The sequence below is a fragment of the Amycolatopsis taiwanensis DSM 45107 genome (assembly GCF_000519205.1).
Lineage (GTDB): Bacteria > Actinomycetota > Actinomycetes > Mycobacteriales > Pseudonocardiaceae > Amycolatopsis_E > Amycolatopsis_E taiwanensis.
In genome coordinates, this window is record NZ_JAFB01000010.1 from 100,733 (window position 1) to 122,636 (window position 21,904).

18 protein-coding genes and 1 pseudogene are annotated in these 21,904 nt (G+C 69.6%); 9 read left to right on the forward strand and 10 right to left on the reverse strand.

The genetic code is table 11. The features are described 5' to 3' along the window. Positions 1–31: 31 nt before the first annotated feature. On the reverse strand, positions 32–1,342 hold the full coding sequence (locus tag A3CU_RS44245) for an LCP family protein (RefSeq protein ID WP_084143184.1): 1,311 nt from the start codon (positions 1,340–1,342) through the stop codon (positions 32–34). Between the two features lie 148 nt (positions 1,343–1,490). Next, positions 1,491–2,744, reverse strand: a pseudogene (locus tag A3CU_RS0109880) (LCP family protein); the annotation flags it as partial. A 126-nt stretch (positions 2,745–2,870) separates the two neighbouring features. On the opposite strand from A3CU_RS0109880, the gene rfbB reads away from it, so the two are divergent. From rfbB to A3CU_RS0109895, 3 genes are read left to right on the forward strand one after another with little or no spacing between them, the layout of a single operon-like run. Then, on the forward strand, positions 2,871–3,863 hold the full coding sequence (gene rfbB, locus A3CU_RS0109885; RefSeq protein WP_027942140.1) for a dTDP-glucose 4,6-dehydratase: 993 nt from the start codon (positions 2,871–2,873) through the stop codon (positions 3,861–3,863). After that, positions 3,860–4,756, forward strand: coding sequence for a dTDP-4-dehydrorhamnose reductase (rfbD, locus tag A3CU_RS0109890; protein WP_027942141.1), 897 nt, complete (start codon positions 3,860–3,862; stop codon positions 4,754–4,756). The genes rfbB and rfbD overlap by 4 nt, the downstream gene beginning before the upstream one ends. Positions 4,757–4,777: 21 nt before the next feature. Then, complete coding sequence (locus A3CU_RS0109895) at positions 4,778–5,635, forward strand: nucleotidyltransferase family protein (protein ID WP_052371605.1); 858 nt, start codon at positions 4,778–4,780, stop codon at positions 5,633–5,635. A 328-nt stretch (positions 5,636–5,963) separates the two neighbouring features. Here A3CU_RS0109895 and A3CU_RS0109900 read toward each other — a convergent pair whose 3' ends face one another. After that, positions 5,964–7,232 (reverse strand): MFS transporter, encoded by a 1,269-nt coding sequence (locus A3CU_RS0109900; RefSeq protein ID WP_052371606.1) that lies wholly within the window; start codon positions 7,230–7,232, stop codon positions 5,964–5,966. Between the two features lie 86 nt (positions 7,233–7,318). Here A3CU_RS0109900 and A3CU_RS0109905 point away from each other — a divergent pair, with 86 nt between their 5' ends. Further along, positions 7,319–7,669 (forward strand): ArsR/SmtB family transcription factor, encoded by a 351-nt coding sequence (locus tag A3CU_RS0109905; protein ID WP_027942144.1) that lies wholly within the window; start codon positions 7,319–7,321, stop codon positions 7,667–7,669. A 240-nt stretch (positions 7,670–7,909) separates the two neighbouring features. Here the strand turns inward: A3CU_RS0109905 and A3CU_RS0109910 are convergent, their stop codons facing one another. Continuing rightward, a complete protein-coding gene (locus tag A3CU_RS0109910) occupies positions 7,910–8,515 on the reverse strand; it encodes a TetR/AcrR family transcriptional regulator (RefSeq protein ID WP_027942145.1) in 606 nt (201 codons plus the stop codon). Between the two features lie 98 nt (positions 8,516–8,613). Here A3CU_RS0109910 and A3CU_RS0109915 point away from each other — a divergent pair, with 98 nt between their 5' ends. Continuing rightward, the gene (locus A3CU_RS0109915; RefSeq protein ID WP_027942146.1) at positions 8,614–9,525 is read left to right on the forward strand and encodes a TIGR03564 family F420-dependent LLM class oxidoreductase; all 912 of its coding nucleotides are present in this window, start codon (positions 8,614–8,616) and stop codon (positions 9,523–9,525) included. A 35-nt stretch (positions 9,526–9,560) separates the two neighbouring features. Here the strand turns inward: A3CU_RS0109915 and A3CU_RS0109920 are convergent, their stop codons facing one another. Beyond that, positions 9,561–11,033: an MFS transporter gene (locus A3CU_RS0109920; RefSeq protein ID WP_027942147.1), complete on the reverse strand. Its 1,473-nt coding sequence runs from the start codon at positions 11,031–11,033 to the stop codon at positions 9,561–9,563. 60 nt (positions 11,034–11,093) lie between these two features. On the opposite strand from A3CU_RS0109920, the gene A3CU_RS0109925 reads away from it, so the two are divergent. Then, a complete protein-coding gene (locus A3CU_RS0109925; RefSeq protein ID WP_027942148.1) occupies positions 11,094–12,101 on the forward strand; it encodes a helix-turn-helix transcriptional regulator in 1,008 nt (335 codons plus the stop codon). Positions 12,102–12,112: 11 nt separating this feature from the next. On the opposite strand, the gene A3CU_RS0109930 is transcribed toward A3CU_RS0109925, so the two are convergent. The 4 genes from A3CU_RS0109930 to A3CU_RS44250 all read right to left on the reverse strand — a co-directional run bounded on the left by A3CU_RS0109930 (position 12,113) and on the right by A3CU_RS44250 (position 17,562). Beyond that, the gene (locus A3CU_RS0109930) at positions 12,113–12,721 is read right to left on the reverse strand and encodes a hypothetical protein (RefSeq protein ID WP_027942149.1); all 609 of its coding nucleotides are present in this window, start codon (positions 12,719–12,721) and stop codon (positions 12,113–12,115) included. Positions 12,722–12,858: 137 nt separating this feature from the next. Continuing rightward, positions 12,859–13,986 carry a glycosyltransferase family 4 protein gene (locus A3CU_RS0109935; protein ID WP_052371607.1) on the reverse strand — a complete coding sequence of 376 codons (1,128 nt, stop codon included), beginning with the start codon at positions 13,984–13,986 and terminating at the stop codon, positions 12,859–12,861. After that, positions 13,979–16,477, reverse strand: a complete 2,499-nt coding sequence (locus A3CU_RS0109940) for a glycosyltransferase (protein ID WP_027942151.1) — start codon at positions 16,475–16,477, stop codon at positions 13,979–13,981. The genes A3CU_RS0109935 and A3CU_RS0109940 overlap by 8 nt, the downstream gene beginning before the upstream one ends. Positions 16,478–16,593: 116 nt before the next feature. Then, positions 16,594–17,562 (reverse strand): glycosyltransferase family 2 protein, encoded by a 969-nt coding sequence (locus A3CU_RS44250; RefSeq protein ID WP_052371608.1) that lies wholly within the window; start codon positions 17,560–17,562, stop codon positions 16,594–16,596. 19 nt (positions 17,563–17,581) lie between these two features. On the opposite strand from A3CU_RS44250, the gene A3CU_RS0109950 reads away from it, so the two are divergent. The 3 genes from A3CU_RS0109950 (at position 17,582) to A3CU_RS0109960 (ending at position 21,212) form a co-directional block, all read left to right on the forward strand. Beyond that, positions 17,582–18,658, forward strand: coding sequence for a glycosyltransferase family 4 protein (locus tag A3CU_RS0109950; protein ID WP_027942152.1), 1,077 nt, complete (start codon positions 17,582–17,584; stop codon positions 18,656–18,658). Between the two features lie 238 nt (positions 18,659–18,896). Further along, positions 18,897–20,024: a glycosyltransferase family 4 protein gene (locus tag A3CU_RS0109955; RefSeq protein WP_027942153.1), complete on the forward strand. Its 1,128-nt coding sequence runs from the start codon at positions 18,897–18,899 to the stop codon at positions 20,022–20,024. Between the two features lie 327 nt (positions 20,025–20,351). Further along, positions 20,352–21,212 (forward strand): glycosyltransferase family 2 protein, encoded by an 861-nt coding sequence (locus A3CU_RS0109960; RefSeq protein WP_027942154.1) that lies wholly within the window; start codon positions 20,352–20,354, stop codon positions 21,210–21,212. 141 nt (positions 21,213–21,353) lie between these two features. Here the strand turns inward: A3CU_RS0109960 and A3CU_RS0109965 are convergent, their stop codons facing one another. Continuing rightward, entirely contained in the window at positions 21,354–21,716 is a 363-nt protein-coding gene (locus A3CU_RS0109965; RefSeq protein WP_027942155.1) for a hypothetical protein, read from the reverse strand. Positions 21,717–21,904 lie beyond the last annotated feature (188 nt).

The window sequence follows — 21,904 nt, forward strand, 5'->3', positions numbered from 1 at the left end:
CTCCGCGAGTTCGCGCGGGAGCGTGATCATTTTAGTTCACGCACTCCACGCCGTTGATGTTGTTCTGGTGCACCGGACTCTGGTGCACCGGGTTCTCGTGCACCGGGACCGAGTATGCCGCGGGAGCGACGCCCCCGGTGCTGGGAGCGGGCGCTGTCTTGGCGAGCCCCGCGAAGTACTGCCGGACCGCGTTCGGATCGACCTCGACGATGCTCTGCTTGCCATCCGGGCTCCAGCCGTTGATCGTGATCACCGGAATGGTGCCGAACGTGATGTCCCCGGTCGCCATCCCCTTGGCCTGCTCCATCAGTTGCAGCAGGTCGAAGCCGGGGTCGAAGGCGAGCGACCGGCTCACCGCGTCGAGGAGGCTGTTCATCGTCGACGGGTTGGTCAGGGTGCCCGCGGTGAGCACCTTGTGCAGGGCGGAGGCCAGAAACGCCTGCTGCCGCGCGATCCGGTCCAGGTCGCCGTGCGGCAGGTTCTTCCGTTGCCGCACAAAGGAAAGCGCGTCGCCGCCGGAAATCGTCTGGAGGCCGGCCCGGAAGTTCGCGCCGGAGTCCTTGTCCTCGGTCGCGTGGTTGAGACATACCTCGACCCCGCCGAGTGCGTTGGTGATCAGGTAAAAGCCGAGCAGGTTCACTTCGGCGTAGTGGTCGATGTGCACCTGCGTGAAGTCCTGGACGGCCTGGACCAGTGCCTTCCGCCCCGCCAGGTCCGAATCGCGCTCGACGGCCGCGTTGTCCTCCCGGCCGCGCAACTCCTGTGCCGCGGCCGCCTTGGCGACGCCGTACACCGAGTTGATCTTCGCCTGGCCACCCCGTGGAACGTCGATCCAGGTGTCGCGGGGGATCGAGGTCGCGACGGGTTTGCCGCCGTTCTTGGGGACCCGCAGGATGATCAGGGTGTCGGTGTTGAGTCCGGCATCCTGCTCGGTGCGTAATTGTTTGAGCACCGACAGGGGCAGCGGATTTCCCTGGACGTCGGTGCGGGCGTCGGTACCGACGAGCAGGATGTCCACGGCGCCGTCGTCCGATGGCGGGGTTTTCGCGTCCTCGGGAACACTGAGCATGTCACCGGTGCGCACGTCGTTCTGCACCCGGTGATAGGTCAAGAAGGCGTACCCGGTCACCGCCAGCGCCACGACCGAGACCAGCGACAAGGCGACTTTGCCGGCAGTCCGCACGGTGCGCCTCTTCCGCCTGACCGGAACCTGTTCTCCCGAGCCGGTTTCATCAGGCGAATCCGCGGATTCCGGGTCCGCTTCGGCGGCCTGTTCGGAACTGGGTTCGGCCTCGCGCGTGGCCGGCGCCGGACGCTCCTCGGCCGTCTCGTCCTCGCTCACCCGCGTGCCTCCCCTCGCCGCGTGCTCAGACTACGGCCCGCCCGTCGCCCGCCACCACCCTCAACGGGCGCGCTCCGCGAGGCCGTATCGAACCCGCTCAGTTGATGCACGGAATTTCGCCACCCGTGATGGGGGGCTGGCTGCTCGTCGTCGGTGAGGCCACGGTGGCGCTGCTGGAACCCGCGGAGCTCCCGGGCTTCGCCGCCGGGGTGATCCGTCCACTGCTGGTGGGTGGCGCGGACGGTGGTGCGCTCTCGGCGGGGGTGTCGGGGGTGAGGCCGCCGATGAAGTCGTGCACCGCCGCCGGATCGACCCGGAGCACGTCCGCGCCGCCGATCACCGCCGGCCCGACCACGGGAATGGTGTGGAACTCGACGTTCCCGCTGTTCAGGCCGCGCATCTGGGCGGCGAACTCGGCGATGTCCCAGTTGTCCGAAAGCACCACCGACTTCTTCACTGCGGTGATCAGATCGCTGATCTTCACGGGGTTCAGCAGAACGTCACGGGAAAGCACCTTGCGCGCGAGGCCGGACAGGAACGCCTGCTGACGGACGATGCGATCGAGGTCGACGTTGGGCAGCCCGTAGCGCTGCCGCACGAACGCCAGCGCCTGCACACCCTCGATCGTCTGCCGGCCGGCGGGCAGGTCGATCCCGGACTTCGGTTCCTTCACCGCGTTGTTCAGGCACACGTCGATCCCGCCGAGGGCCCGCGTGATCTCGTAGAAGCTGGCCAGGTTCACCTCGGCGTACCGGTCGATCATGCCGGGCCGGCCCATCAACTTCTCCAGCGTGCCGACCAGGTTCTTGCGGCCCGAGATGGTGGCCTGCCGGTCGGCCTCCTTCAGGTCGGCAGTGCCTCGTTCGGTCAGCGTCTTGAACTTGTCGTTGTACGCGTAGACGAAGGCGCTGTTGAGCTTGTGCTTGCCGTACCCTCCGGCCAGTTCGACCCAGGAGTCACGCGGGAACGAGACGGCGACCGCGCGCTGCCCGTTCTGCGGGATGTGCACCAGGATCATCGTGTCGGTGTTGCGCACGCCGTCGGACTCACCGGCGTGCAGCGTGTCGAGCACCTCCCGCGGCAGCGGGTTGCCCTGCGCGTCGGTCCGGCTGTCCATGCCGACCAGCAGGATGTCGACCGCGCCATCGAGCGGGACCGCGTGCAGCCCCTCGTCGTCGAAGACCTGGGTGGTGGTCAGGCCATCGTTCGGGTCACCGACGTACTGCCAGCCGTACCAGGCCAGCGCCAGCACGATGGCCGAGACCAGGCTGATCACGACCTTGCCGCCGCGCCGCGCGAAGACCACCAACGGGTGGCCGCGGCGCCGCCGGACGGGAATGGGCTCGGCCGGCCACGCGGGCTCTGCCGCGGTTTCCTGGCGGGTGGCCACCCCCTCGCGCATGTCGGCTCCTCCCGCCCCGCCCGGTGTACCCGGCTCAAAGATTACTGTTCCCGTTGTGAAGACTCCGCCCGGCTGGCGTACGTTGCCCGGGTCGAGTAATGAATGCGCTTCTTCAGGAGGGTGCCGATGCGGGTACTGGTCACGGGGGGAGCCGGTTTCATCGGGTCCCACTTCGTCCGGCAGGTGTTGTCCGGGGACTATCCGTGGCTCGCCGGCGCCGAGGTGGTCGTGCTGGACAAGCTGACCTACGCGGGCAACGAGGCGAACCTGGCCCCGGTGGCCGGTGACCCGCGGCTGACCTTCGCGCGCGGCGACATCTGCGACTCCTCGCTCGTGGCGGAGCTGATGTCCGGGGTGGAACTGGTCGTGCACTTCGCCGCGGAGTCGCATGTGGACCGGTCGATCCAGGGGGCGGCGGACTTCGTGCTGACCAACGTGCTCGGCACGCACACCCTGCTCGAAGCCGCGCTCGCCGCGGGCGTGGGCAAGTTCGTGCATGTCTCCACCGACGAGGTGTACGGCTCGATCGAGGAGGGGGCTTGGCGGGAAGACCACGTGCTGGAGCCGAATTCGCCGTACTCGGCGTCGAAGGCGTCGTCGGACCTGCTCGCCCGGGCGTTTCACCGCACACACGGCCTGCCGGTCTGCGTGACCAGATGCTCGAACAACTACGGTCCGTATCAGTTCCCGGAGAAGGTCATCCCGCTCTTCGTGACGAATCTGCTCGATGGGCGGAAGGTTCCCTTGTACGGTGACGGGATGAACGTCCGTGACTGGTTGCATGTGGACGACCACTGTTACGGGATCAGCCTGGTGGCCGAGCGCGGGCGCGCGGGCGAGATCTACAACATCGGGGGCGGTACCGAGCTGACCAACCGGGCGCTGACCGAGCGGCTGCTGGCCGCGGTCGGAGCGGGCTGGGACATGGTCGAGCGGGTGCCCGACCGCAAGGGCCACGACCGGCGTTACTCGGTGGACATCACCAAGATCACCGACGAACTCGGCTACCGGCCACGGGTGCCCTTCGGCGAGGGGCTGGCCGACACGGTCGCGTGGTACCGGGAGAACCGGGCCTGGTGGGAACCGCTGCGCAAGCGCGCCGAACTGGTGGCCAAATGAGCGAGGGGGATGGCCAGGCGCTGAGCCTGCTGGTGCCCGGTGGCGGCGGGCAACTCGGTCGCGCGCTGGCCGCGCTGGCCTCGCCGTCGGTGGGCGTGGTCGCGTTCGGCTCGGCCGAGCTCGACCTGACCCGGACCGGTGCGGTGGTGGACGCGGTGAGCGCGTTCGCCGAAGGAGCGAAATCGGCGGGCCGGAAGCCGGTGGTGGTCAACGCGGCCGCCTACACCGCGGTGGACGCGGCGGAAACCGACGAGCGGCGCGCGTTCGCGGTCAATGCGGACGGGCCGCGCGTGCTGGCCGCCGCGTGTGCTTCGAGGCGAGTGCCGCTGGTGCACGTCTCCACCGATTACGTGTTTCCCGGGGACGGGGACCGGCCCTACGAACCCGCGGACCCGCTGGGCCCCCGCAGCGCATATGGCCGCACCAAGGCCGCGGGCGAGGACGCGGTGCTGGGCTCGGGCGCGCGGTCCTGGATCGTGCGCACGTCGTGGGTCTACGGCGAGGGCAAGAACTTCGTGGAAACCATCCGGCGCCTGGCCGGCGAGCGCGAGACGCTGTCCGTTGTGGACGATCAGCGCGGCACGCCGACCTTGGCGGCCGACCTCGCAGCGGGCCTGTTCGAGCTGGCCACCAGGATCACCGCGGGCGACGCGCCGCAGGCGCCGGTGCTGCACTGCAGCGGGGCCGGCGAGGTCACCTGGTACGGCTTCGCGCGCGCCATCTTCGAGGAGATCGGCGCCGATCCCGATCGGGTCCGCCCGTGTACCACCGCGGAGTTCCCCCGTCCCGCGCCGCGGCCCGCCTATTCGGTGCTCTCCAACGCCTCCTGGCTCGCGGCGGGCTTGACCCCGCTCCGGCCGTGGCGGGAGGCCCTGCACTCCTACCTGTCGTAGGGCCTGGGGAATCGACGGCAGATGCCTGGCGACGATCTCCCGGTCGAGGCCCGCCGGAGCGTGGAGCTGTTCCTGACGGCCGTGGACGAGTCGGCGCCGGGCTTGGTCACCGGCTTCTACCTGGTCGGATCGCTCGCCCTGGGCGACTTCCACCCCGGTGGCGCCGGTCGCGGCCGACTCAGCACGGCCAGCGACATCGACTTCGTCGCGGTGACCGACCGTCGCCTGGAGCCCGAGTCCCGGGAGATGGCGGCGTTGGCGGAGGCACACGCCCGCACCGTGGCCCGCTTCCCCCGCCCGCACTTTGATGGCGCGGTGCTCACCTGGCGCGACCTTGCCGCCGGGCCAGACGAATGTCTTGACCTTCCCTGCGCGCAGGAAAGCCGATTCACCCCGGCCGGACGGTCCGGTCTCAACCCGGTGACGTTCTGCGAGCTGGCCTGGCATGGGATCACGGTGCGCGGGCCGCGGCCGGCCGAAGTGGACCTGTGGGCCGACCAGGATGCCTTGCGCGCGTTCACCATCGACAACCTCCGCACTTACTGGCGGCCGTGGTGGCAGCGCAACCGGCAGCGGAGCGCCCTGTCCCTCGCCATCGGCCTCAGTGCGTGGTTTCCGGTGTGGGCGGTGCTCGGGGTGAGCCGGCTGCACCACCTGCTCGCCACCGGAACGATGACTTCCAAATGCGGTGCGGGCCGGTACGCCCAGACGGAGTTCGGACCGCGCTGGCAGCGCATCATCGCCGAAAGCCTGAGCCTGCGTACCGAAGGAGCTGAAGGCCGCCGGAGCTATCGCAACCCGCTGGCCCGCCGCCGCGACACCCTCGCCTTCCTGGACATCACGATTGACGCCGCGCTTGCGCTGTCGGCGAAATCCTGAGCACACCCCGCCCAAGGACGAGTCTGCCGCGGCTGAACAGTCCACACTGGACCGGGTTCCCGTTCGGGGAGTCACCCGCCCCAACCCGGAACTCGCGTTCCTGAACCGGGAACTCATCCGCCCTAACCCGGAACTCGTCGTCCTGGACCGGGGACACACCGAGACCCGGCGTGTCCCCGGTTCAGGCACGCGAGTTCCGGGCTCAAGCGTCCGAGTTCCGGGCTCAAGCGTCCGAGTTCCGGGCTCAAGCGTCCGAGTTCTGGGCTCAGGTGTCCGAGTTCTGGGTTCGGGAGTGCGAGTTCTGGGTTCAGGCGTCTGTGTTGCGGTGTCAGTCAGTTGGCGTGGTGGCGGCGGTGCGGTGGCGTGCTCGGGCCAGGGCAAAGAGCACGACCAGGCAGAGCACGGCGACGACGACGGCGAAATATCGCACGGCGGCAATGAGACCGATACCGGTGGCGAGGAAGCCGACGCCGATGGCGGGCAGGCCGGTGCCGCAGTAGGAGATCACATAGAAGGTGGACAGCACCTCGGCGCGGCGGTTGGCGGGGGCGGCATGGTTGACCGCGGTGAGACCGCCGAGAAACACCAAGCCCTGGCCGATTCCGGCGGGAGCGGCCGCGACGAGCAGCAGGATCAGCGACGACTGGACACCGGCGAGAGCGAGTAGTCCCAGACCAGCGGCCAGCAGCGGCAAGCCGACACGTTGCAGGCTGCGTGCCGGCCTGCCGTAGCCGGCGAGTTGGGCGATTGCCGAGCACGCCAGCATCAACGCAACGGCCCCGCCGCCGAGCAGCAGGTTCGTGCTGTGCGTGAGGTCGGCGACGTAGGTGGGAATGAGGCTCATGAACAATCCGATCACGGCGAACGCGAGGAAGTTGGCCGTACCGCTGGTGGCGAAGACCGCGCGCATCGCCTTGGGGATCTCGGGGCGACGAGGCCGCCACTGGCTCGTGGATCGCGCGGCCGGCAGCGTGGCCATGGTCGCCCCCGCGGGGAGCAGCAACACGATTTCGACCAGGAACGGCAGCACATGTGGTGCTGGGGCGTATTGGGCGAGCAGGCCGGCCAGTACGGGGCCAAGGCCCATGCCACCCGCCGCCGCCACGGTCGACACCAGTGCCGCCTTGCGGTGGTTGCCGTTCGGTTCGAGTTCGGTCAGGGCCGCGGTCAACGGCCCGGACGCCGCGCCGACGGCGAGGCCCTGCAGGATACGGGCGGCGAACAACCACCCGGTGCTTTCCGCGAGGGCGAACGCCAGCGATCCCAGCGCTGCCACCACCACCGCGGGCAGCAGTACCCGGCGGCGACCGATCGCATCGGACAGCGGGCCGGCCACCAGCAAGGAAGGGATCAGCACGGCCACGTACGAGGAAAAGATCAGCGTGACGACCAAGGGCGAGAACCCGAAACGTTGCTCGTAGCCTCGATACAGCGGTGTCGGCAGGTTCGTGCCGGTCAACAGGATCAGCAGCGTGTACGCCGTTGCCCAGAACCGCCATCCCCCCGCGCGATCACCGGCTCGTTCAGATCCATCGCCGGCACGTAGCCTGGCCGGCACGGCCTGGTCTGGCCGCGTGGCGGGGCGATCGGTCCGCATTCGTTCCTCCAACCCAGCTATGTTCGAGACTGATCGAACATAGCACATGTTCGGTACCCTCGAACATATTCGGGTAAGGTGAGGGTATGGCAAGCCGCACCGCGACTGAGCTCGTGCATCCAGCCCGGGGCGACCTGCGGTTCACCGCCGTGCTGGCCGCGCTGAGCGATCCCGTCCGGCTCGCCATCGTCGCCCGTCTGGCCGACGCCGAACCAGACGGCGAACTGGCCTGCGCGGCCTTCGCGCTACCGGTGAGCAAGTCCACGCAAAGCGGTCACTTCAAATTCCTGCGCGAAGCGGGCGTGATCCACCAGCGAGACGAGGGAACCCGGCGGTTGAACCGGCTTCGCCGCGACGATCTCGACGCCCGCTTCCCTGGCCTCCTCGACCTCGCCATCCCCCACGGGCGCGAAGTGATCGCCGACTGGTCACGCTGAACGAAGCACCCGGACTGCGAGAGCTTCGAGCGCGGTCAGGCCGAATTCGACTGGCCAGTACACCACGCGGCCGCCTGGAACTTCTACGCACACAGGAACTTCCCCGCCGCTACCTCACGGCGCCGGCAACGGTGCTCGACGTGGGAGGCGGACCCTGAATGCCTTGCGCGACAGGCACACGGTGCATCTCGTTGTGGACGATCAGCGCGGCACGCTGACGACGCCGCATCTGGTGGAGTCTCACTCGATCGTGCTGTCGAGGGGTTTTCGACTGCTCGGCGGGTGCAGGAGTCCACCGGCGACGAGAGCTACCAGTGTGTCCGCGCGTTGTGCCGGGTTTGGGAGGGATTCGGTTGCCAGTGCTATGCCGTTGGCGAGTTGCAGAACATCGTCGACGGTGACGCTCGACTCCACCGAGCCCTCTCGATGGGCGCGAGCGAGTAGTTTCTGTGCGGCCTCTCGGATCGTGGTGTGGGGCGAGAACCCCGGATCGGATTCGTACCCGGTCAGCGCTGGTCCAAGTCCCCGTACGGTGGCTGCGTGCGCCACCACATCACGTAGCCAGCCCACCAGGGCTGCCCCCGCGCTCGATGCCGCCAGCAGGTCCTCCGCTCGATCACGTAATGCCCGCACGCGATCGCGGAGCACGGCTTCCAGCAGTTCCGCACGGCGGGGGAAGTGGCGATGCAGGGTGGCCGACCCGACCCCGGCACGGCGGGCGATCTCTTCCAGCGATGCCCCGGCTCCGGCCTCGGCGATCACCGCACTCGCCGCGGCCACCAGTCGATCGCGGTTGCGTCGCGCGTCGGCCCGCTGTCGACCTGACGAACTGGGGTTTTCTCCCATCGGCCGGACACCTTCTGGCTAAGTGGGGTAGGTCCCCCGTATAGTACCGGAGCATAACTGGGGTACCCCCTCCACTTGCGGACGCGAGGAGACGAAGAATGCGGATCGGTTTGGCTGTCGGTGACGTGCGCGGTCCCTCGACGCTGGACGCAGTCGTCGATCAAGTGCGGGTGGCAGCTGACGCCGGATTCGCCACGGCGTGGTCGAGTCAGGCCCTGGGCTGGGATGCACTGACCACCATCGCGGTGGCTGGTGCCACCGTCACCGATATCGCGGTGGGCACGGCCGTGGTACCCGTTCCCCAGCGACACCCGATGATGCTGGCTGGGCAAGCGCTGACCGTGCAGGCCGCGGTGACGGGACGGCTGACGCTGGGTGTGGGGGCGGGTATCGGCGCGATGGTGTCTGGGATGTTCGGACTGCCCACCGACCGGCCCGTGCAGCGCATGCGTGAATATCTGACGGTGCTCGGCCCGCTGCTGCGCGGCGAAAGCGTCGATTACCGCGGTGAGACGGTCACCGTTGTGGGTGCAGTGACCGTCCCCGGCAGTGCGCCGGCGCCGTCGGTGCTCGTCGCGGCGATGGGGCCACGCATGGTGCGGTTGGCCGGAGAACTCGCCGACGGGACCGCGACCTGGATGACGGGACCGAAAGCCCTCGGGGAGCACATCGTTCCGGCGATCACCAAGGCAGCGGCCAACGCCGGAAAACCGGCCCCGCGAGTCGTCGCCGGCCTGCCGGTGTGCGTCACCGACACAGCCGACGACGTCCGTGCCCGGATCGCCGAACAGTTCGCCCTCGCCGCACAGGTGCCCGAATATCGCGCGACACTCGATCGGGAAGGAGTGACCGGCCCGGAGGATGTCGCAGTCGTCGGCAGTGAAACTGAAGTGGCGCGGGCACTAAGCAGATTTCACGATGCCGGCGTCACCGAATTCATGGCCGCACCCTACGGAACCGCCGACGAACAAAACCGCACTGTCGACCTGCTCGCCGAGTTGGCCCGCTGAAGCGAAACGTCTGTCCCGCCTTCCTTGTAGTCCACTCAGGAGTGGGCTTGAGCCGTGGTCCGCGGCAGTAGCAGCATGATCGCCGCCACAGCCAGGTACAGGGCGATCTCCCAGGTCAGAACGCTACTCAGCGCCTGGCTGAACCGGCTGACCTGTTCACCGGTGGCCGGCTGATCGGCGAGGACGGTGAAGAACAACGTGCCCAGCGCGGCCACGCCGGTCGCGCCACCAAGCTGGGTAACGGTCGACAGGACACCACCGGCAGCGCCGGCGTCTCGCCCAGGAACGCCCGCCAGCACGATGTTGATCAGGATCGGAGCGGCCAGGCCGAGACCGAGCCCGCCGACGAACAGCGCCGCGGCCAGTGACCAGTACCCGGGCACTTGGCCGCCGCCCACCAGCCACCACAACAACCCTTGCGATCCGGCGAGCACCAACGCGCCGGTGATCAGCAGCCGACGGCCGGCCTTCCCGGCCAGTGCGACACCGACACCTGAGGTCGCCATGGAGCCGAGCGCATAGGGCAGGACGATCAGTCCAGTAGCCCAGGCGCTACGGCCCGTCCCGTCTTGCAGATACACCGACAGCGTAAGGAAGAACGCACTGATCGCGCCAAAAAATAGCAGCGACACCACGAGACCTGCCGCGACGCTGCGCACCCGCAGCAATGCCGGGTCGAGCAGAGGCTGAGCTCCGTGCCGCCGAATCCCGGCTTCGAGCATGCCGAACACCGCCAACAACACCGCGCCGGTAGCCATCAGAAGAAACCCCCACCACGGCCATCCCCACTCACGGCCCTGCACGAGAGGGACGAGGATCAACAACATCGCACCGACCGAAATCACAACGCCGGCAAGATCCAACCGAGCACGAACCCCGGTCGTGCTCTCGGGCAGTACTCGCGCGCCGAGAACGAACGCGACCACGCCGATGGGCACGTTGACCCAGAAAATGGTGCGCCAGCCGAGGCCGAACAGGTCGGCGTTCACCAGCAGACCGCCGAGCAGTGGTCCGGCCGCGGCCGCCAGGCCCTGGATGGCGCCGAAGGCGCCGAACGCTCGAGCCTGTGCTGCCGGCGCCAGAGTGCAACGGATCAGCCCGAACGTCTGCGGCACCATCAGCCCGGCGGCCATGCCCTGGCCGGTCCGGGCGATGATCAGCCACCCGGGTCCGGTCGCCAGCGCACACAATGCCGAGAACACGACGAAGGCCGCGAGACCGGCTAGGAACACCCGTCGACGGCCGTAGCTGTCACCGAGCCGTCCACCGGTGATCAGGCCGGAGCCAAGCGCGAGGGTGTAAGCGGCCAGCACCCACTGCAACTGGGCCGGGCTTGCGTCGAGCGAACTCGCCAGGGCAGGCCCGGCAACGACGACGATTGTCGCGTCGAGAAGGTCCATGAAGGACGCGATCATGACCGCGCCGATGGCGATCACGGCAGCACGACCGGTCAAGGTCGCGGGTATGTCCGCTCGGCTTCCCGCCGTAGCAAGGTTTTTGGTGCTCATGTCGCGACATTGGCAGGAGCAGCGGACATCGAATGTCCGCGCGTCGGCGAGGATGAAACCATGGCAACCACGTCGTTCCGCGCGCTCACCCTGCTGTCGCTGCTGGCCGCCCGCCGCGACTGGGCCTGCGCAGAACTGGCCGCCCGCCTTGGAGTCAGTACCCGGACCGTGCGCCGCGACATCAACACCCTGCGCGAACTCGGCTACCCCGTCGAAGTCGCCAAAGGCCCGGACGGCGGCTACCGGCTCGGCGCCGGCTCGACACTTCCGCCCCTGCTTTTCGACGACGACCAGGCCGTCGCGGTGGCGCTGGCCTTGCAGACCACCCCGCTCACCGTCTTCGGACTCCGCGAAGCGAGTGCCCGCGCCCTGGACACCCTGCGTCAAGTGATGCCGGCCCGGCTTCGTGCGGAGATCGACTCCATGCAGCTGACCTCGCTACCGAACTACTGGGAGTTCACCGCACCGCCCATCGGCCCGGCGACACTTAAAGCCGTCGGCGACGCCGTACGCCGACGTCACCTGCTCCGGTTCGATCACCTTCGTGCCGACGGCACCCGCCCCGACCCCCGCGACGCGGACTTCGCTCCGCCACGCACGGTCGAGCCCCACCACCTCGTCGTCTGGGCCGGCCGCTGGTACCTCGTCGCGCGAGACCCACTCGACGACAGTTGGCCCATCTTCCGTATCGACCGCATCCACCCCCGCACCCCGACCGGCGTTCCCTTCAACCCGCGAACCCTGCCGAACCGCAGCGTCGCCGAGCATGTCGTCACCAGCTACGACCGCAGCGATACCCCCGCCGAATGGCCATGCCTCGGATCCGCCGTCCTCCACCACCCCGCCGCGCTCGTCGCACGATGGGCCCCCGGCGGATCCGTCGTCGAGCCCATCACCCCCACCACCACTCGCCTCACCCTCGGCGCCTGGTCCTGGGCGGGCATCGCCGGAATCCTCGCCACCTTCGACACCGAACTCACCGACATCCAGCCCGCCGACCTCCACACGGCCTGCACCACACTCGCCCGTCGCTACCAGCGAGCAACGCAGCCGGAAATCGACGACTAATGGCCACCGTTTTAGAAACGATTGGGGGCGGCACTCGGCCGGGCTGCGGTGAGTGCGTCTTTGTCGAGGTCCACACCGGCGAACCGGCCGCCGGCGTAGTGGCGGAGCGCCGCGACGACCTCCTCGCGTGGCGCCTCGATGTACAGGATCGAGATCGGGAGATACACCGGAACACCCGGCTTCATCGGGCGCAGGGCCTGGGCGATCCGCGGCGAGACGCTGCGGAAGACAATGTTCTCCTTCCACCGGAGCACGCCGATCGCCTCGATCTCCTGCCAGGAGAAGACGTTCGCCTTGCCCTCCACGTTCGCGATGGCGATCCCCTGGGTGCCGATCGTGATGGACCCCATCGCCCGCTTGTCGATCACGCCGGTCCGGTTGGGCAGGAGGAATCGGCGGAGGATCGCCAACAGGGCGGCGGCAACGGCGAGCCCGATCGGAACTATGGTCTGGGCGGCCAGCGACCAGATCGCGCCGCCGACGAGAACGACGCCGACGATGCCCACGGTCCAGGTGCCCAGCACGCCGAACTTCTTGTTCAGCTTGGCGGTGCCCAGGTTGTACTGGACCTGCTGCGGCGGGTGCGGATTCCGGGGCTGAGGGGGGTACGGGGACGTCACAGTTACCGGAGTTTGCCGGTTCCGCCCGGAGATGTCTAGACAGGCGAAGGTGGAGGCAAGATGTGTCCAAAAATCCGTGTTTCCGCCTGAGCTGACCACTCGCGCACCGGAGGCCACGTGCTCGTGGAAAAACACTGCTAGTGCCGGTTCAAGGCCTTGCGGTAGGCGGTCACGGTGGCTTGGGCGCAGCGGTGCCAGGTGAAGGTCGCGGCGTGGGCGCGATGCGCGATCGAGGCCGACGCCGGGTGCGGGTCGGAGATCGCGGCGCGAAGCGCATCGGAGAGGGCGTCGACTTCGCCGTAGGGGACCAGGTGCGCATAGCCGCCGGAGATCTCCCGTAGTGCGGGAATGTCGCTGCACACCACGGGAACATCGCACGCGAGCGCTTCGAGGACGGGCAGGCCGAACCCTTCGTCGCGAGACGGGAGCACCAGTGCCGACGCACCCGCGACCACGTGACGAAGGTCCACTTCGGACAGATAGCCGAGGTGGTGGACGCGGTCGGACACGGTGAAGCGGCCCGGGCCGGAGAACACCAGGGGCGGCAGGTCCGGGGCGGCGGAGTGCGCGTTCAGCAGCCAGTCGAGGCCCTTGCGCGGACCGGAGGCGCCGACGAAGAGCAGGTACTCCGAGGGCAGCCGCAGCCGTTCCCGCATTTCCTTGGGCGGCACCCGGCCGGTGAACCACGCCGCGTCCACCCCCAGCGGGGTGACCACCACCTTCTCGCGGGCGACGTGCAGCCGTTCGGACACCGCGTCGGCGACCGCCGCGGTCGGGGTGCAGATCACGTGTGCGCGCGCCGCGCCACGGCGGACCAGCTCGGGTAGATCCTGGTTGCTCGGCGCCAGCTCCTCCGGGGCGTCGAGGAAGGCGAGATCGTGGATCGTGAGCACGCCTGCCGCGCGGATCGTGCCGGGCAACACGAAGTTCGTGCCGTGCACGACGTCCGCGTGCCCGGCGAACAGTTCGACCGGCGGGAATCGTGACCTCAGCCAGCTTTGGCGCAGCAGCCGCGCGGAAACCGGCATGCCACGGGCCCGCGCGCCGTGGGGCAGGACCCGCCGCAACTGCCGCCAGCCCCGCATGGTGAACGCCACCGCCCGCATGTCCACTTCGGACATCGAGGCCAGCTCCTCGGCGAGCGAGGCGGTGTAGCGGCCGACCCCGGTCCGGTTGCCCAGCAGCGGGGTGCCGTCCAGCAGTACCCGGACGGGCCTGGTCGTGCCGCCAGGTGGCGGGCGGCGGGCGGGCGGGAGATCAGCCACGTCGGCGCGCCACTTTCCGGATCCGCCCGGCGACCCTGCGGGCCAGCTCCTTCGGCCCTCCGTCGGCTAGATATTCGCGGACCAGCGCGAGGTCGCGCCGCACCAGTTCGCCACCACGCAGTGGCTCGGAGACCACCAGGTCCGCCGCCCCGGGCAGCCGGTCGGCGGCGGGGCGCGGGTCACGGCAGAACGTGACCAGCGGTTCGAGCGCCTTCGGCCAGGCGAAGCGCTGCGCCACGATCGCGATGCGTTCCTTACAGGCAGCGGCGAATTCTTCGTCGTAGAGCACGCGTGCCAGCGCCTCGGCCAACGCCTCCGTGTCCTCGGCCGGCACGACCACGCCGAGCCCTTCGGACCGCACGAGATCGGCGAACGCGTCCCCGTCGGTCGTCACTATCGGCAGCCCGGACCACAGGTAGTCGAGTACCCGCGTGCGGAAGGCGAAGGTCGTCTCGACGTGCTCGAAATGCGTCGTGACCCCGCAATCGGCGTCGAGCAGCCAGTTCTGGCGTTCGGCGTATGGCACCCACTGCTCGTTGAAGAACACATGCTTGCCGGTCAGCCCGAGCCGGTCGGCGAGGCCGACGGTGCGGGCGCCGATGTCCATCTCGGCGACCTCGGGGTTGGGGTGGCGCATGCCGAGGAACACCAGCCGCACGTCGGTGTGCTCTTCCCGGACCTTGTCGATGGCGTTTACCAGGGTGAGCGGGTCGAACCAGCTGTAGACACCGCCGGCCCACAGCACCACCCGGTCGCCCTCGCTGATGCCGAGCGTGGACCGCAGACCCGGCCCGGTGCGCCGCGGAGGCTCCGGGGAAAGTCCGAACGGGACGATCGAGAGCAGCGACTGCGTGGTGGGATCGGCGTCGTACAACCGGGGGGAGAGGCGGCCGAGCGCGGCCAGGTGGCCCAGCCAGAACAGCCGCTGCCGTTCCGAGGCGCACAGGAAGAAGTCCCCGCGCTCCAACTGTGCGTCCAGCACCTTCGTGACCCCGGCCAGGTCCGCGGCCCGCCGGTCGTCCGGCGCGTCCTTGCCCTGTTCCAGCAGCTCCAGGTGCATCGGGTCGTAGAGGTCGCAGACCACGATCTTGTTGGAGTTCTTCAGCTCCGGTGCCATTTCCAGCACGTGGCCCTGCAGGATCACGATATCGGCCCAGGCGATCGGTTCGGTCAGATCCCGTTTGCGGGCCGCGGAGACGTGGAACGGCGCGGGCGGCGGCGCGGCCACCGGGTTGACCGTGACCAGGCGCACGTCGTGCTCACCCGCCAGCACGGAGGCGATGTTCCAGGCGCGGATCGCGGGCCCGGCCATCCGCTCGGTGATCGCGTCACCGGTGAGCACCAGGACCCGGCGACGCTGCCCGAACACCTGGTCGATGCCGAACGCCTCGACCAGGATCTCGTGCGCGGCAAGGTACCGTTCGAGCGGGTAGGCGGGCTCCAAAGCCTTACGCAGCAAGGGAATCAGGTCGGCGTCGGTGCGCACCCTGGCGGCCTGCTCGACCGCGCGCGAGGAGGCCAGCTGCGGCATCAACTCCACGAACTGGTCCACCGCCAGGACCCCGGCCAGCGTGGTCCTGGGCACCTCGACCGGGGACACCTCGGCCGGGCCGACACCACGGGCGAGGTCCAGCTGGGTGGCGTCGAGATCGCCCCGCGCGGTCGCCCGGCGTACCGCGAGCGCGAGCGCGGCCGGCAGCACCCTGGCCAGGGTCTCGTCGGAGAGGTTCTTGTAGAGCGCGGCCAGGGCGTTGCGTTCCAACAGGAACGTTTCTCGCCCACTGTCCGGGGCGTCCACTTCGGACATCGTCGCGTGGTGCCGGTGATAGGTGAGCGAGCCGGGCACGTAACGCACCCGCCAGCCGCGCAGGTTGAGCCGCCACCCGAGGTCGACGTCCTCGTAGAACATGAAGAAGCGCTCGTCGAACCCACCGAGCTCGGCGAACACGCCGGCCCGCACGAACATCGCCGAGCCGGTGGCGAACAGCACGTCCTTGGCGACCTCGTGCTCGGCCGTGGGCACCTCGGCCAGCGCGGTGCCCGCGTGGCGCTTGTACCCCATCCCGAACCAGGTCAGGCCCGCGTCCACGAAGTCGACGCCGGTGCCGTCCCAGTCGAGCACCTTGCTGGCCACCGCGGCCACGCCCGGCTCGGCACGCAGCTCCGCTACGGCCGTCCGCACCCAGTCCGGATCCGGCCTGGCGTCGTTGTTGAGGAAGGCGAGGACGCTGCCCTCGGCGTGCTTCGCGCCCAGGTTGCAGCCGCCGGCGAAGCCGAGATTGGTCTCCGACGCGATCACCTTGACGCCCGGGACCGCCTTGATGCGCGCCACGTCGTCACCGCCGGAGGCGTTGTCCACGCACAGGATCTCCAGGCGGGGATAGTCGACGTCCTCGGTGAGCGCACGCAGGCAGGTGACCGTGTCGTCGGCGCCGCGGTAGTTCACCACGATCACCGAGACCAAGGGCAGCGGCCCATCCCCCGAAACCAAGTCCCCACCTCCAGCGCGAAGTTCTCCCAGCGCACCCCTCGGATGTGCGGTGCCGACTCCGCCGCAGGTCAAACCCGGCCCCTCGAAACGCACGCTAAGCCCTGAGAGCTCGCATCCTAGCGATCGACGGTCGCGCCCTCGGGCCGAGCCGTCCGGCCGGCCCAAGTTCGCCAGACCTGCCGGCGGCCCACCCGGCTCCGCCGGGTGATCTCGCGGCGCGCGCGGACCGTCGCGGGCATCCGGACCAACACGTCGACCAGCACGCGGCAGCGCAGCGGAACGCGGAAATTCGGGGCGTCGGGCACGTCGGCACGCAGCGGCAGTAACGCGGTGATCGCGGCGAACCGTGCGAGCTCGCGGGCGGCGATCGCGGCGGGAGCGCAACGCAGGAGGGTGAGCAGTCGATTTCGCTCGTTCCAGCGATGGAAGTCCGGCGACCCCGGCCGGGTGCTGGCGCCGTGCCGGTGTGCGACCCGGGCGTCCGGGACGGTGGCGATCTCGTGCCCGGCCAGCCGCAGCCGCCACGCGGTGTCGGTGTCCTCGTAGTAACAGAAGAAGTCCGCCGGCACGCCGCCAACCGCCTGGAGAACGTCGGTCCGCAGCACCGCCGCACCGCCGCAGAAACCGAACACCGGCGCTTCCTGGGCGTCCGCGCCATAGCCGTCGCCGGTCAGCCGGACGCCCAGGGACTGGACGGAACCGTCGGCGCGGTCCAATCGGGAGCCCGCCGCCGCGGCGCTTCCCAGCGCGTCCTCCAGCCGGGCGAGCCAGGCCGGATCGGGCACCGCGTCGTCGTTGAGCCAGGCCATGAGCTCCGTCTCGACCAGCGGCAGCGCGGCGGCGATGGCGCCCGCGTAACCGGTGTTGCGCGGCAGCCGGAGGACCTGCGGCTTGGCCGGATGCGCCGCGACGAGTCGCGCCGTGCCGTCGTCGGAGGCGTTGTCCACCAGCAGGATCCGATGTGGACGTTCCTGAGCGGCCAGCGCGTCGAGGCAGGCGACGATGTGGTCCGCGCCTCGCCAGGTCACCACCACCACCGTGGTCCGCACCCGGTGCCCGGGGTTCTGCGCTGCGTTCGCCGGCACGGCGAGCAGAATACGGGCCGTGCCGGAACTCGTGGTGATCGCCGAGCAGTTGCTGGCGCCGGTGCCTGGCGGGACCGGTCGCTACACCGCTGAACTGCTGCGCGCCCTCGCCGCCACGGCGCCGCCCGGGTGGGCGGTCTCCAGCGTCGTCGCACGCCATGCGGACGTGGAAAAGGCGAAGGTCGACGGTGTCTCGGGGCCACGCGTGCTGCCGGTTCCGCCCAAGGCGCTGATCGCCGCGTGGCAGCTCGGGATCCCGCTGTGGCCCGGCGGGGACGCGGTGCACGCGCCTACCCCACTGGCTCCGCCCCGGGCCGGCCGGCGCACTCTTTCGATCACCGTGCACGACACCGTGCCGTGGACCCATCCCGAAACCCTCACCCCGCGCGGAGTGTCCTGGCACCGCGCCATGATCGCGCGGGCGGCCTGGCGCGCCACCGGGCTGGTCGTGCCGACCCGGGCGGTGGCCGACGACCTGCGGTGCCGGGTCGATTTGCCGGTGCCGGTGCACGTCGCGGGGCACGGTGTGGCTCGCGCGTTGGACCAGGCACTCACCCGCGAAGAGCGCGTGTCCGTCGACCTGCCCGGCCGGTTCGTACTGGCGGTCGGCACCATCGAGCCGCGCAAGGGCGTGGACCTGCTCGTCCAGGCCACGCGGGCGCTCGGGGTGCCGCTGGTGCTCGTCGGGCAGCGTGGCTGGGGCCGGGTGGACACCGGGGACGCGCTGGTCCTCGGGCGGTTGCCCGACCGTGAACTGGCCGCCGTGCTCCGGCGCGCGACGGTGCTCGCCGCGCCCAGCTGGGCGGAGGGCTTCGGCCTGCCGGTGCTGGAGGCCATGGCCGCCGGGGTGCCGGTGGTCCACTCCGACGCGCCCGCACTCGTCGAGGTCGCCGGGGGAGCGGGGGTGGTGGTGCCACGAGGGGACGTGAAAGCGCTCACCACGGCTCTGCAGGAGGTGATTTCTTCACCGATCCGCGCCGCCGAACTGTCCGAAGCGGGGCGTGGGCGGGCCGCGGAGTTCACCTGGCAGGCCGCGGCCTCTGCGGTTTGGACGATCCACACCGGCAGGCGCGAGTCCCCCGTTCCCGTCGTGTGAGTCCCTCGTTCCGGTCGTGCGTGTCCCTCGTTCCCGGCGTGCGAGTTCCACGTTCCAGGCGACCGGAATGCGGGACACACGCGACGGGAGTGTGGGACACACGCGACGGGAGTGTGGGACTCGCGCGACGGGAGTGTGGGACTCGCGCCACCTGGGTTCCGGCATGAGTTTGTGAGTTCCTGACCAACCCGGCTTCGCGGGGTCGTACTCTGCACGGGTGGGAGTAGGCGAACCCAGCGTGCTGATCGACGCCACCGCCGTGCCCGCGGACCGAGGCGGGGTCGGCCGCTACGTGGACTCGCTGGTGCAGGCACTCGACGCGGACGACGCGGGGATCACGGTGGTCTGCCAGCCGCGCGACGCCGCCCTCTACAGCCGGCTCGCGCCACGGTCGCGAGTGGTCCTGACCTCGCCGTCGACGGCCACCCGAACCGCCCGGCTCGTCTGGGAGCAAACCACGCTGCCCAGGCTGATCCGGCGTCTCGGTGTCGATGTGGTGCACTCACCGCATTACACGCTGCCGCTGGCGAGTCCCACGGCCTCGGTGGTCACCCTGCACGACGCGACGTTCTTCACCGACGCCGTGCTGCATTCGTCGGTCAAGGCCCGCTTCTTCCGAGCCTGGACCACTACTGCGCTGCGCCGCGCCACGGTGTGCGTGGTGCCCAGCAAGGCGACCGCGGCGGAGCTCGCGCGGGTGACCCGGGCCCGCCCGCAAACACTGGAGATCATCGAGCACGGCGTCGACGTCGAGCGGTTCCACTCGCCGACACCCGAGGAGGTGCGGGCGGCGCGGCGGGTCATCGGCGTCGAACGCATGCCGTATGTGGCTTTCCTCGGTGCGTTGGAGCCGCGGAAGAACGTGCCCGCGCTCATCCGCGGCTTCGTCAAGGCGGTCGAGACCAGGCCCGACCCGCCCGCGCTGGTGCTCGCCGGCCAGCCGGGCTGGGACACCCAGGTCGAGAAGGCGCTCGACGCCGCGCCGCTCCGGCTGCGTGTCATCCGGGCCGGCTACCTGCCGTTCGAAACGCTGGCCGGGTTCCTCGGCGGGGCGGAACTGGTGGCCTATCCCAGTCTGGGCGAGGGGTTCGGGCTGCCGGTGCTCGAGGCCATGGCATGCGGTGCCTGCGTACTCACCACCCGGCGACTGTCGCTCCCGGAGGTCGGCGGAGACGCCGTCGCCTACTGTGGGGTGGGTGCCGGTGACGTGGCGGTGGCCCTGTCCGACCTGCTCGACGACCCCTCACGTCGTGCCGCGCTGGCCGCGGCCGCGCAGCGGCGGGCGAAGGAGTTCTCCTGGGCCGCCAGCGCGGACCGTCATCGCGAAGCGTACGGGAAGGCCTGGTTGGCTCACCGGCGCGGGTGAACCGTGCAGAGTGGACAAGAGCGGTTGCGATCCGCACTACAGTCAGTAGTGCAAGGCCCCCGTAGGGTCGAGAAGTGAGCCCGTAGTGCGTCCGGACGGTCGTGTTACGGGCTTCGCGCTGTTCAAGGGTTTGTTCCACCAGCCGCCTCAGACTTCTCGCCATCCGTCATTTTTTACGTCAGTCAGAGGTTGACCACCTTCTCGATGACCGGCTCGACCCTTCGCCTCCAGCTACTCCCGGACGCGATCGCCGGTGTGAAATCGGGCAAGGCGCGGAAATCCAGGGCTGGTCCGTGGGCGTGGCGGCGAACCCGGCACAATGACCAGGTGACCGAGCCGACACGCTATGGCGATGGCCTTGCCGTGGTCGTGGTGACCTACTTCCCCGGCGACGACCTGGAACGCTTCCTCGACACGCTCGAGAAGGCCACCGTGCGCGACGTACGAGTCGTGCTGGCCGACAACGACTCGACGGACGACGCGCTCGACAAGGCCGCGCGGCGCAAGAACGTGCAACTGCTGCGGATCGGGAAGAACCTCGGCTACGGCGGGGGCGCGAACCGCGGCGTGGCCGAGCTGGACGACAGCTATGGCTGGGTGGTCGTGGCCAATCCCGACCTGGAGTGGGACCCGGGTTCCCTCGACACGCTGCTGGATGTCGCCGAGCGCTGGCCGCGCGGCGGCGCGTTCGGCCCGCTCATCCGCGAGCCCGACGGCTCGGTCTACCCGTCCGCGCGGTTGCTGCCCTCCTTCGGACGCGGGATCGGGCACGCGGTGTTCGGCAAGATCTGGCCGGCGAACCCGTGGACTAGGGCATACCGGCAGGAGCGTGCCCCCGAGGAGCGGACCGCGGGCTGGCTTTCCGGTTCCTGCCTGCTGTTCCGGCGTGCGGCGTTCGAATCGACCGGCGGCTTCGACCCGCGGTACTTCATGTACTTCGAGGACGTCGACCTCGGCGACCGGATCGGCCGCGCGGGCTGGCAGAACGTCTACGCGCCCTCGGCGGCGGTGACCCACATCGGCGGGAAAGCGACTTCTCGGGCACCGAAGAAGATGCTCGCCGCTCACCATGAAAGCGCCTACCGCTACCTCGCCGATCGCCATCGCGGGCCGGCGTGGAAACCAGTGCTGGCTCTGATCAAGGCCGGTCTCGCGATCCGCCTCAAGATCGAGACCCGCGGCGGCTGAGCCCTGTCGGGGCAATCCCGGACACTGGGCCTGTGGCGGCTCCGCCCTCGCACCCGGGTCTGGGGGCAAGCCCCCAGAGACTGTGCCTTGTGGGGGCTTCGCCCCCACACCCCCGACTGGGGGCAAGCCCCCAGACCCCCTTTACAGGCCTTCGAGGCGGCGGGAGAGATCGGAGCGACCGGTGGACTTCGTGGTGGTGGGGATGAGACCACCCACCTCCTGCTCCGGCGGCTCCGGCGGGCGCACGGCCGGCAGGCCGACGTACGTCTGGGGCTCGGGTCCGGGCGACTGCAGGTCGCCCTGCACCGAGTTGATCAGCGTCGCCGGCACCACCGCCGTGGAGTCCGGGTCCTCTTCACGGTCGATTCTGTTCACCACCGCACGGGGGACCCGCTGGGTGTTCGCCGCGTCCATTGGGGACGTCGCGACCTCTGGTGTCACCACGAAAGGACTGCGTGCCCGTGCCCGGGCAAGCAAGGCATCGGCTCGTTCGCGGGGGTCCATTCCCTCGGCCTCCCGTTCGACCTGCAGGCCCTCTCCGACCGGGGCCACCCGTGTGCTGTCTAGGGTAGGCCCTCCGGGCATTCACCGTTAGCGTTTCCCCCGGGTTTGTCGCGGGGTGTTGCGTGATAACAGGAGGACCGCGTGCGCCACAATCGTCTTTTCCTGGCTTGCGTGGTCCGACCGGGTGC